This is a genomic window from Methanobrevibacter sp., assembly GCF_030539555.1.
Classification (GTDB): Archaea; Methanobacteriota; Methanobacteria; order Methanobacteriales; family Methanobacteriaceae; genus Methanocatella.
Genome location: NZ_JAUNXX010000034.1, coordinates 3,990 through 16,101, shown reverse-complemented (window position 1 = coordinate 16,101; position 12,112 = coordinate 3,990). Strand labels below are relative to the sequence as shown.

Sequence of the window (12,112 nt, the reverse complement as noted above, 5' to 3'; positions counted from 1 at the left end):
GAACCCCGGTTTAACAACATTTATGATTGTTATATTATAATTTAATTAAAATACTATTTAAATTTAAAGAGAGTGAAATTGAAAAGTAACACCAATTCCATTTAATGCAATTCATCCACGACCTTGAAGAGTCCATGACATTCTTGCATCATTTAGATAAATATTTATCATAATTTTTTCCAAAAAACACGTCCCACTATTCTTCTTCAATTCATATACTCATTATGAATATGATAATATTCAAATGGACATAATTTTAGGTTATTCACCATTTCTCGTGGATTCTGCCATATCTAACTTTTTAATTTTTCTTGAAAACATTAAGTTTACAAATATCGACAATGAAAAAGTTAAAATTCCCATAAGTAAAATGTTTGTAATGGATACCGAAGGAATCACATAAAATGAATCACCTGATGACGCCCACATTCTTTTTAAGATGATGTCTCCTAAGGGAAGACCCAATACAAATCCGATTGTCGTAAACAATAGGTTTTGAGTTAACAACAACTTTCGCAAAACTCTTGTTTTGAATCCCAAAATTTTCAATGTTGAAATTTCTCTTTCGATTTCTGTAAATGACATCAATCCCAAATTATAAAGTGTAATTATGGCTAAAAGAGATGCGAATATGATTAAAACATATATCAGCATCCATGCAGCTAATGTAATTTCATTCCATCTATCAGCCATTTCTTCCAGAGAAGTATGTCCTTTAACAATCGAGTAATTTTTGTCAACGTGCTCTGCTGTTAGGATGCTTGTAGGCGTGTAAGTCAAATTTAACTCTTCAGATTTGTTTTTTGACATTATTAATCCTTGAGAATTCGGATCTGCATGAATCTTATCTATTTTTGTTTCAATCCATTTATTGGAATCCATAGCATGCCATCTTACTGTATCTCCTACATCAATACCTAATAAATCAGCCATTTTTTGAGATATTGAAACTTCATTATCTTTAATTTCAATTTTATTTCGATTATAATCAGTTGGAGTTATCAAATCAGTTCCATCCAAAACTAAAAGTGCCCCCGACTTTTTAGCTGTCGACGACTCTAGTTCAATAACACTTTCCATAATGGCATCGCCATTAACGTCCTGTGCAACATGATCAATTTCAGATTGACTGGCTCCATTAGCAATAACTAATTTTTCATCAAAATGATTTATTTTGGCAAATTCCCATTCACTTAATTCATTCATGGAATCATCAAGTCCAAAAGCGCATACTAACAGTGCAGTGCAACCCATCACCCCAATTATTGTCATTAATGCTCTGAATTTATTCATTTTCGCATCACGATAATTCCAACGTATGTTAAATGACAATTTATGCCAAAACTTAAATCTTTCTATGAATCTTGTTGAAGAATATTTCGGTGCTTTTGGCTTGATGGAATCAGATGGATTTTCATTTAAAATACTTTTAGCTGAATAATATGAAACTCCAAGAGACAATAAACCCATTAAAACAACAATATAAGCAAAATCCATACTTTCAATCGACTTCCAGTAAGGAAATGCAATAATATCAGTCATAACTGGATAAATTAACTTGGGCAGAATCATTGGCCCTAAAATCAAACCCAAGACTGAACCAATCAAAACTAGCCAGAAACCGTATGACAAATAATGCCAGAGAATAGACCTATTTTTAAATCCCATAGCTTTTAGCGTACCAATTTGAGTTCTTTGATGGGCAATAATCCTTTTCATGGTTGTTAATAGTATCAGCATTGAAACTAAAATGAATACAAATGGAAAAATGTCCGCAATCATTTTCTGTAGAGAAATTTGATCTGAAAAAAACTTCACACTTGAATGCTCAGACTTTTCAAGAAATGAAACATAATACCCATCTAAACGGTAATCCAATAATTTATTGAAAGTTTCAGGTTTCCCATTAAATTTAACATTCAAAACATTATAAGGTACATTATCGCTCGGAAACGCTTTATGGGACAAATATGCGAAACCAGTTCTATTAAAATCCGGAAGCACTGAATATGTTGTTGCATGATATACATATTCCGGTGAGTAACCAAGCCCTTTTATCTCCTTTTTGATTTCATAATCATCAAATGTGAATGTGATATTGTCCCCTACTTTTAATCCTTTAGCATTAGCAAAATCTTTATCTAACCATACCCCATTTGAATCATTAATGTTCAATGGTTCACCTTCCATGAGGTAGAATTTAGATATTGTGTTATTTTCAACAAAGTGTAGCGTAATGTCAGGTTTGTTTTCAAAGTCTGCTTCCGAATCAATTACAACATGCCTTTCCATTTGAGTAGTTGCACCTAAAAGATACACCTGCTCCAAAAATAAATCATTTAAGTATGGTGAATAAATCCAACCATCAGCTAAATTTGTATCTTCATAAAATTGGTTAACATTAGCTTCAAGTCCAAGAGATTCTCCGCCCACACCCGTAAAAATAAAAACTCCCAAAAAAGCCATTAAAAATATTGATATAAATTGTATTTTATGCTTTCGGATGTCTCTTAACATCTTTTTTGCTAACACACAATCACCATTTAAATCAACACTCTTCTTTGGATTTCCATCAATTATAATTCAGTTATGTCCATCTACAATATCTTCATTAACGTAATGTTTTCTAATCCTGCCAAAATATAGAATAAAGTTGTAAAATTGAAATATTTATATTTAGTTTTTTCGACATCAAAAATCAAATTTTATATATGGCCTATTATGTTTTACAGAAGTCTTAGTAATTAACGTTAATTATCTCTGAAAGTTAAATTTCTTATACACATATCACAGTCTAACTCAATTTGATATTTAGATAATATGAAACAATTATTCATTAAATTAAATCTAAAAAAATTAAATAATTTTAAGTAAATACAGAAATTTAAACATGACTAATGCAAATCATCATAATATCTCATGAAATCATCAGATTCTGGAGTTTCCTCGAACTCTTTAATGAATTCCTTTAAATCTTTGATAAACTCCTCTTTTCGTTCATCCAAATCTTCGATTTTAGAGTAATCTTTTTTAACAGCAATAGTCATTATAATGTCATCGGTTTCAAGAGTTAACTCAGGATAGAATTCATCAAGAAAATCGTCCATTATATTAACCTCTTCCATGCTGTTGATGAGCTCTTGCAAGATGTCCTGCCGCAATAGCTCCAACAAGAGATAATTCACCTGCTAAAACAGTACTTGCAACAATTTCCGCAAATTCTTTTGCATGACCTGAACCTGCCACGCCCAATATTTCAAGACCTTCATGAGCTACTTCCAGACTGGTTCCACCACCAACGGTAGCTACAGGCAAATCGGGTAAATTTACTGAGAAATATAAATCGCCATTTCTGTTTTCTGCTGTTGTGATACCTAGAGAACCTTCAACTACATGAGCTGCGTCCTGACCTGTTGCTAAAAATATTGCTGCAACCATGTTCGCATAATGGGCATTATATGCCATACTGCCACTAGCAGCAGAGCCTATTAGATTTTTTGCAATGTTTGCTTCAACAATGGTTTGCGTAGTTGTCTTTAATTTCTTTTCAACTATTTCCTTCGGTATTAATATATCCGCAACAACAGTTTTTCCCCTTCCTTCAACAATGTTTATAGCTGCAGGTTTCTTATCAACACAGACATTGCCGCTTAAGGCAAGATGGGTTGCAGTGGTAGCCTCTGCAAGCTTTTCTAGAATTTTCTCAGAAGCTATTGTCACCATATTCATTCCCATGCTGTCACCAGTTGAGAATACGAATCTCGGATAGACATAACTTCCAACAATCAAGATAGGATCAATTTTAATTAGTTTACCATGTGAAGTAGTGCTTTCAGCAATATCTTTTAATTCATCAAAATTATCGACAAACCATTGTTTGATTTTTAAAGCTTCAACAGCATTTTCACATTTAATTGCAGGTGCTCTTGTCATTATATCTGATATAACCCTTGCATTCACACCGCCTGAAGCAGTAATAGTTGATGCTCCTCTGTTAATTGATGCAACAAGGGCTCCTTCAGAAGTGGCCAATGGAACAAAGACTTCCCTTTGGCAGTATTCCCCATTGATTTTTAATGGACCTGCAATACCCATTGGAAGCTGCAGTACTCCAATTGAATTTTCAATATTACGAGCAGATGCCCGTTCCATGTCTAAAGTATAATTTGAGATATTTGACAGTTCAATGTCATATTTCTGTTCTAAGAATTCTCGTCTAATATCTGTTGCATCTTTGGCAGAAACTTCATTATCAACCTGATAAAGTTTCATTTCACCATTTAATAGCTTATCAATAATTTCCTGATTTGACATCTACATTACCTTTTTAAGTAACTCTACGATTTCTGATGGTTTTTTAGCCACATCTACACCAGCTTCATTCAAAGCTTTGGTTTTACTTGCAACAGTACCAGAATTTCCTTGGATAATTGCTCCGGCATGTCCCATTCTTTTACCTGGAGGTGCGGTTCTTCCTGCAATATATGATACAACCGGTTTGGACATTTCCTCTGCAATGTATTTTCCAGCTCTTTCTTCAGCTGTTCCTCCGATTTCTCCGATTAAAACAACTGCATCAGTGTCTTTATCTTTATCAAATCTTTTTAGAATATCAACATAGTTATCTCCAGTAACAGGGTCTCCGCCGATACCAACTGCAGTACTTTGACCTATTCCTGCATTTGTAAGTTCACTAGCTATCTCATATGTTAAAGTACCGCTTCTTGAGATTACTCCAACGTTTCCTTCTGAGAAAATATGTGTAGGCATAATTCCCAATTTACCGACACCTGGTGAAATGATTCCAGGAGTATTTGGACCTATAATTGTTGTTCCCATCTGTTTTGCATATGCCATTATCTTCATACTATCATGGACGGGAATATGCTCTGAAATAATAACAACCAAGTCCAGATGTCTAATTGCTTCAAATGCAGCATCTTTTGCAAATCTTGCAGGTACAAAAATAATGGAAGAGTTGATTTCAGCTTCTTCCACTGCCTCTTCAATTGAATTGAAAATAGGCACACCCAAAAAGTCTTGACCACCTTTTCCAGGAGTGATTCCTGCAGTAATCTTAGTATTGTATTTTAACATTTGTTCTGTGTGGAATGAACCTTGTTTACCGGTTATCCCTTGAACCAAACATTTTGTATCTTCATTTAATAAAATCATATAATAACTCCTATCTTAAAATTCTAGTTTTGTTTTCAAATGGAACAGCTAGGTCTATTACATTTCCATTCATATAAGCAGTGGCTGAAAATATTACACTGCCCGGCAATACATTACAAGTTGTTCCTCTTTTAACCAAATAAGTATTTTTATTTCCGAGTGCCGCTCCAATCATGGCTCCTGCAATAACACCAACAGATTCTATATTTTCAATCGTTGCAACCACAACAGGATCATCAGTATCTGGTGAAACATATCCGACACCAGGTATCTCTTTTGTTTTAGGTTCGATGTAGTCTGAAACGTCAGTGCAATTTTTCATGCCTTTAGCTGCTTCAATTGCAGAGTTTGCAACATCCCCAACAAAGGGTTCTCCCCCATAAGTATCAAATCCTAAAACAATAGCGTCAGGATATCTGTCCGGCCTGATGTTGGCTTCAGCATATGAAACCCCTTCACCGGCATCATCCGGATTTTGTGAGATTCCTGACAAATCACCAAGATTTTCTGCACTCATTTTTAGAATATTAACAATACCTTCATTAATAGGTTCAAGCAGATCGTCTTCCACAAATGCACTGATAACAACATCATCACCTGTCACATTTGTCAATGCAACATCTCTTGCACCTAATTCTTTTACTGTATAAAGGTTATTTTCAATAGTTTCTACTAGCTTAGTACTGCAAGACACATCATTTTTTGATATATCTGCACCTATAGCTGTAATTTTCAAATTAACACCTTTTATAATTGATTGATTGAAAAAATAAAATATAAATATTTTATTGATATATGTTTTGTCTTTTAATTTATATAAATATTAGGAGTATCTGAAGAAATGTTTAATTAATACTATTATATAATATAATAATTAATGTATTCACAAACAAAAATTGCAATTCCCATTTTTCAAAAAAATTGTAAAGATGTAATTGAAGTGGCTCATGACTGTATCGATAAGGGGGCCGACATTTTAGAGTTTAGAATAGATGCTTTAAAAAACCCCGACATTTCAGAGATTAGAGATACAATCAATGAGATTAATTTTCCAATGATAGCCACCAATAGAATCGGCACGGAAGGAGGGTCCTTTAAGGGCTGTGAAGAAGATAGGGTTAACATATTATATGAATGTGCTGATTTGGTTGATTATGTTGATATTGAGCTTCAAAGTAACGATGAATATATTCAACGAATCCATGACACCGGTGTGAAAACAATTGTTTCATATCATGATTTTGAAAAAACTCCCGATTTGAATGAAATCATGTATATAGTTGAAAAAGAGCAAGAGCTTGGAGATGTTGCCAAAGTTGCTTTTATGCCTCAAAACCTGGAAGACACATTAACAGTTCTTGCAGTTCTTTCCCATTGCGAAAATACCATTGCTATTTCAATGGGTGATTTGGGAAGTTATACTCGAGTTATGGCATCTAAATTCGACTCTCCAATCACTTTTGCTGCAGGAAGAGACGCTACCGCACCGGGTCAGATTGATATTGAAACTATGAAAGCACTGTTAAATATGGATTTAAATATCATGGATGAGTGATTTGAATGGCTAAAAAAGCTGTTTTAGCTATAATTATACTTGTTTTGATATCTATTTTTGCTATTAATTTTTTATATAACGATTCTGTAGACATCTATATCGGTGGTGAAAACGTCAGTGTCACCACATATACCTTAAATTTTAATGTTGACACGAAAAGCATGAATAATGAAATCTGTGACTACACCCTTGAGGTGATGAACGATACGACATCCAACATCACCACATTAAAAAGTGGAATTAAGGACATTTGTAACGATTACGGATTGAATCCTGAAATTAATATTGATTCAACCATTGGAAAAGACCAGATTCCAGTTATTGTTCACGTGGATGGAACATCCATGCTTCCAACACTACAAGACGGACAAAAAGTACTTTTGAATAAAACAAAGGACATCCATGTCGGGGATATTGTAGTTGCGGAATCTGATGAATATGGTGGAATCATTAAAAGAGTAGGTGACATCCAAGGTGATGAAATATATCTGCAAAGTGACAATAAAAATGTCGACTATGAATATATCAATGGAGTCCTATACGAAGTTAAAGGCGTGACTACATGGGTTGACATTTCAGATATCAACGGCGTTGTTATCGATTATTGAATTCTTCTGATTTTAGGAATTGTGCGAAAACCCCCTGAAGAATAATGTTAAAAAAAAAGGAGTGGGAAATATTGTGAATAATATTTCCCAATTTTGCTTTCAAAAAAAGAGAAATAATGTATAAACATTATTTTCTCATATGCCATACGTAGGAGATCAGTTTACACTGCACTGTCCCCCTCTTCACCAGTTCTTATTCTAATTACGTTGTCCATTGGATAGATGAAGATTTTTCCATCACCTATGTTTCCTGTGTGTGCAGCTTTTTTAATTGCTTCGACAATAAGGTCTACACCTTCATCTTTTACAACGATTTCAATACGTGTTTTTGGAATCAAATCAATGCAATAGCTGGATCCCCTATAGGATTCCTTAATGCCTCTTTGACTTCCTCTTCCTTTTACCTCAGATACATTCATCCCTTCGCATCCAACTGCAAGAAGGGCCTTTTTGACATCTGTGTATTTTTCCTGCCTAATAATTGCAACAATACTTTTCATTATTACACCTAGTTAAAATTATATGCTGATTCCTCATGAAGATTTGCGTCAAGTCCGCCAATTTCCTCATATTCTTCAACTCTTATACCACCCATTGCCTTATCTAATACCTTAGCAAATATGAAGCTTAATATAAATGAGTAAGCAAGAGTGGCCACTACACTAATTATTTGAATAACAACTTGGTTTGGGTTTCCTGCAACTAATCCTGCAACTCCACCTACAGCCGGCACTGCAAAGATTCCTGTTGCAATTGCCCCCCATACACCAGACATGCCGTGAATACCCCATACATCTAAAGCATCATCGTAGCCAAGTTTTGCTTTTAAATAATAAATTGCAAAGTATGACACGAATGGAGCTACAGCACCAATTACCAATGCTCCAGGAACATCGACAAATCCTGCCGCAGGAGTAATAGCAACTAACCCTGCTACTGCACCAGATATCGCACCCAATACTGTTGGTTTTCCAACAACATATGTGTCTAATACTGTCCACACGATTAATGCTGTAGCTGCTGCAACGTTTGATACTATGATTGCATTTGCCGCAAGTCCATCTGCTGCAAGACCTGATCCTCCATTGAAACCCATCCATCCAAACCAGAGTAGAGCTGCACCTAAAACAGCATATCCCAAGTTATGTGGAATTAATGAAGCATCTTTTCTTTTTCCAAGAACAATTGCGACAGCCAATGCTGCTGCACCTGAGTTCATGTGAACTACAGCACCGCCTGCAAAGTCAAGAGCACCTAACTGTGCTAGCCATCCTCCTCCCCATACCCAGTGAGCTACAGGGATGTATACTAAACAAATCCACAATATTGTGAAAATCACCCATGCTTTTGTTTTCATTCTTCCAACCAATGCTCCGGAAATAAGAGCCACAGTCAGACCTGCAAAAGCACATTGAAACATTACAAACAATAATGTTGGTATTGTACCACTTAAATCGTCCAATTCAATCCCTTGTAAAAAAAAGTTAGTTGGTGCACCAATTAAACCATTGATATCACTACCAAATACAAATTGATAACCAAATATTACCCATATCACACTTACGATTGAAAATGCGATGAAAATTAAAAAAATTGTATTTAAAACATTTTTACGTTTACTTAATCCTCCATAAAAAAATGCGACAGCCGGAATACTCATCAACAGCACTAAAAGACTGCATATGAGAACCCATGCCGTGTCACCTGCACTAAACATTACATTCATTTTATCTTCTCTTAAAATTAAATTGATTATAATTAAACATGACCGGCAATTAATGTCGGAAGTAATATGTCGGAAGTTTTATTCCGACATATAGTAATTAATCATCATATTATATAAATGTTATGGAAAAACATAGAAAAAAATGAAAATTCAACTCTCAGTAAACAAAATTGTAAAAAAAATAGAAATTTATAAAATATGTTCAAAAAAAAATTTTAAAAAAATAAAAAAAATCGACAAAACGAAAAATAATGACCATTAACAACCATTAAATAGTACATAAAGATAAAAATAATAATAGTACCAAATAACTTACGAAGAATTGATGAATTGAATAAATGAAAAAAGTGTTATTATGAAAGACTCAATAAAAGCAAATCTAATAATATTTTTTATAATAGCTATTATTGCATTTAGTATTAGTACCACATTTGCAAGTTTAACCGTCAAAGAGGATACTGATTCATATAAATTAATTTCAATTGAAAATAATTCATTTAAACCTAATTACATTGATGAAGTTCCGACCATTATAGAAACACCTAAAAACATAACTAATCCAACTAATACTACATTCACTAACACAACAGACATTTATGATAATTATACCGATTACACGGAGGACTATTCAAACTATACGGATTACTCAAATTACAACAGTAAAGATGACTATTCGGAGTACTGATAAAATGAGCGAAAAGAAAAAATTTATTAGGGATAGTGTATACGGAGACATCAGTTTAACCAAATTTGAAGAACATGTCATGAACATGCCCCAGTTCCAGCGTTTAAGAAGAATAAAACAATTGGGATTAATTAGCTTAATTTATCCCGGAGCAAATCATACAAGATTTGAACATTCCGTTGGAACAATGAATTTAGGGTCAAAATTAGCAACAGAACTGGGATTAGACAATGATGAAATTGAATTGATCAGAATTTCCGCACTACTTCACGACATAGGACATGGTCCATTTTCACATGTTTCCGAGGGCGTGCTATCAGTACCTCATGAAGAGCTAACAAAATATGTGGTCACAAAGACATCCATGAGAGATTTGCTCGAAGAAAAATTCGATGTAAATGAAATAGTCAATATAGTTAATGGAAAAGGACACTTAGGACCGATTGTATCTGGAGAACTTGATGTGGATAGAATGGACTACCTATTAAGAGACTCACACAATACCGGCGTAGCCTATGGAGTTATCGATTATGAAAGAATAATTTCCAACTTAAAACTAGAAAATGAAAGTCTGATACTGAATATTAAAGGAGTGCAAGCCGCAGAAGGGGCACTAGTGTCAAGATATTTCATGTACCCCAGTGTTTACCAACACCATACAACCCGTATCGTAAATTCAATGTTTAGAAGAAGTCTTAAAAAAGTGATTGATGAAGGAATAATCAACGAAAACAGCATTTACCAATACGATGATACTGATATTGTTTCAATATTCAGAAACTGCAACAATAAATATGTAAACGAAATAATGTCCCGATTAGACAATAGAAATCTTCTGAAAAGAGTTAAAACCATCAGATTGGATAATTTCAAAGTTCCGGAAAAAATGTATAAAATAAAATCGGAAGAACTTAGAAAAGCGGAAAGCGAAATTGCTGAAGATTATAAAATTGATAAGGATTATGTATTCATCAATATTGCAGAATATCCTCGTTTTGATGAGATGAAAACTCAGGTGGATTTGGAAGGGAAATTATACCCCTTGACTGAAATATCAAATATCATATCTGCATTGAGTAAAGCTAGATTCAATATACCTGATATAAGTGTTTATGTTCCTGAGGAAGAAAAACCTAAATTTGAAAAATTCAAATTGGAGCAATACTTAGATTTACCTGAAATTGATAAAGAGAAATTCCATGGGATTCACTATGATCAAATTAAACTGTTTTAGGAGATAAATATGATAGTTGTTGCAATAACCGGAGCAAGTGGAGTAATTTATGGAATAAGACTCCTTGAAGTTTTAAAAGAATTGGAAATTGAAAATGGTTTAGTCATTAGTGATGCTGCAAAAACAGTTATCAAATCAGAAACTGAATACAGTATAGAAAAAATTGTATCACTTTCAGACAGTTACTATGACTTTAATGATTTGACTGCATCAATAAATAGCGGATCATTTAAAGCCGATGCACTGGTTATTGTTCCATGTTCCATGAAAACTTTATCATCAATAGCCAATGGATATGGAGACAATACAATTACAAGAGTGGCGGATGTAAGTTTAAAAGAAAGAAGGCCAACTGTAATTGTTCCGCGTGAAACTCCACTTAGAAGTATTCATTTGCAAAATATGCTAACATTATCACAAGAGGGAGCAATAATATTACCTGCAATGCCAGGATTTTACTCAACACATGATAGTGTTGAAGACCAAATCAACTTCATTGTTGGTAAAATATTAGATTCCTTAAAAATTGAAAATAATCTGTTTAAAAGGTGGGAGTAAATGTTAGAAGATATGGATTTTATTAAATCCTGTGATGTTCCAGGACCTACAAAAGAGGCCATAAGAGCTATAATATTATATAAATCCGAAGTTTCATCTACAGACAAAGTTGTCGATTGCGGATGCGGAACTGGTGGAATTACCTGTGAATTTTCGCAAAGGGCTCGTGAAGTAATATCAATAGACACCAATCCGGAAGCGATTGAAATTACACAAAAAAACCTTAATAAATTTGGACTTGGAAATAATGTCACTTTAATAAATGATAACGGAGCAAACGCTCTGAAAGATATTGACAATATAGATATTGCTATTGTGGGAGGTAGCGGTAGAGAACTTGAAAATATCTTAGACATCATTCATTCAAAATTAAATTCAAAAGGCAGAATTATCATTACGGCCATATTGATTGACACAAAAATTGAAGCGGTTAACAAGCTTAAAGAACTCAATTATAACCCTAAAATCATGGAAGTCAATATTTCCAATGGAAGAGTCCTTGACCGAGGAGTTATGATGATAAGCGAAAACCCCATAGCAATAATAACTGCCAAAAAAAGATAAATTGGAG

13 protein-coding genes are annotated in these 12,112 nt (G+C 33.9%); 6 read left to right on the top strand and 7 right to left on the bottom strand.

Going from position 1 to position 12,112, the window contains the following annotated elements; translation table 11 throughout:
- Positions 1-261: 261 nt before the first annotated feature.
- From Q4Q55_RS07045 to Q4Q55_RS07025, 5 genes are all read right to left on the bottom strand, one after another.
- Positions 262-2,532, bottom strand: coding sequence for an ABC transporter permease (locus Q4Q55_RS07045; RefSeq protein ID WP_303372118.1), 2,271 nt, complete (start codon positions 2,530-2,532; stop codon positions 262-264).
- Between the two features lie 362 nt (positions 2,533-2,894).
- Positions 2,895-3,107: a hypothetical protein gene (locus Q4Q55_RS07040; protein WP_303372117.1), complete on the bottom strand. Its 213-nt coding sequence runs from the start codon at positions 3,105-3,107 to the stop codon at positions 2,895-2,897.
- 4 nt (positions 3,108-3,111) lie between these two features.
- Positions 3,112-4,314 carry a hydroxymethylglutaryl-CoA reductase (NADPH) gene (gene hmgA / locus Q4Q55_RS07035; protein WP_303372116.1) on the bottom strand — a complete coding sequence of 401 codons (1,203 nt, stop codon included), beginning with the start codon at positions 4,312-4,314 and terminating at the stop codon, positions 3,112-3,114.
- The gene (gene sucD, locus Q4Q55_RS07030) at positions 4,315-5,175 is read right to left on the bottom strand and encodes a succinate--CoA ligase subunit alpha (RefSeq protein WP_303372115.1); all 861 of its coding nucleotides are present in this window, start codon (positions 5,173-5,175) and stop codon (positions 4,315-4,317) included.
- 10 nt (positions 5,176-5,185) lie between these two features.
- Entirely contained in the window at positions 5,186-5,911 is a 726-nt protein-coding gene (locus tag Q4Q55_RS07025) for a hypothetical protein (protein WP_303372114.1), read from the bottom strand.
- A 141-nt stretch (positions 5,912-6,052) separates the two neighbouring features.
- Here Q4Q55_RS07025 and aroD point away from each other — a divergent pair, with 141 nt between their 5' ends.
- Together aroD and Q4Q55_RS07015 are read left to right on the top strand one after the other, a co-directional pair.
- Entirely contained in the window at positions 6,053-6,730 is a 678-nt protein-coding gene (gene aroD / locus Q4Q55_RS07020) for a type I 3-dehydroquinate dehydratase (RefSeq protein ID WP_303372113.1), read from the top strand.
- A 5-nt stretch (positions 6,731-6,735) separates the two neighbouring features.
- Positions 6,736-7,338, top strand: coding sequence for a S24/S26 family peptidase (locus Q4Q55_RS07015; RefSeq protein WP_303372112.1), 603 nt, complete (start codon positions 6,736-6,738; stop codon positions 7,336-7,338).
- Positions 7,339-7,499: 161 nt separating this feature from the next.
- On the opposite strand, the gene Q4Q55_RS07010 is transcribed toward Q4Q55_RS07015, so the two are convergent.
- Positions 7,500-7,838, bottom strand: a complete 339-nt coding sequence (locus Q4Q55_RS07010; protein ID WP_303372111.1) for a P-II family nitrogen regulator — start codon at positions 7,836-7,838, stop codon at positions 7,500-7,502.
- A gap of 8 nt (positions 7,839-7,846) precedes the next feature.
- Entirely contained in the window at positions 7,847-9,064 is a 1,218-nt protein-coding gene (locus Q4Q55_RS07005; RefSeq protein ID WP_303372110.1) for an ammonium transporter, read from the bottom strand.
- A gap of 355 nt (positions 9,065-9,419) precedes the next feature.
- On the opposite strand from Q4Q55_RS07005, the gene Q4Q55_RS07000 reads away from it, so the two are divergent.
- The 4 genes from Q4Q55_RS07000 to cbiT are packed head-to-tail and all read left to right on the top strand — an operon-like array spanning position 9,420 to position 12,105.
- Positions 9,420-9,749, top strand: a complete 330-nt coding sequence (locus Q4Q55_RS07000; protein ID WP_303372109.1) for a hypothetical protein — start codon at positions 9,420-9,422, stop codon at positions 9,747-9,749.
- Between the two features lie 4 nt (positions 9,750-9,753).
- Entirely contained in the window at positions 9,754-10,983 is a 1,230-nt protein-coding gene (locus Q4Q55_RS06995) for an HD domain-containing protein (protein WP_303372108.1), read from the top strand.
- Between the two features lie 9 nt (positions 10,984-10,992).
- On the top strand, positions 10,993-11,541 hold the full coding sequence (locus tag Q4Q55_RS06990; protein ID WP_303372107.1) for a UbiX family flavin prenyltransferase: 549 nt from the start codon (positions 10,993-10,995) through the stop codon (positions 11,539-11,541).
- On the top strand, positions 11,542-12,105 hold the full coding sequence (gene cbiT / locus Q4Q55_RS06985) for a precorrin-6Y C5,15-methyltransferase (decarboxylating) subunit CbiT (protein ID WP_303372106.1): 564 nt from the start codon (positions 11,542-11,544) through the stop codon (positions 12,103-12,105).
- The last annotated feature ends 7 nt before the right edge of the window (positions 12,106-12,112 follow it).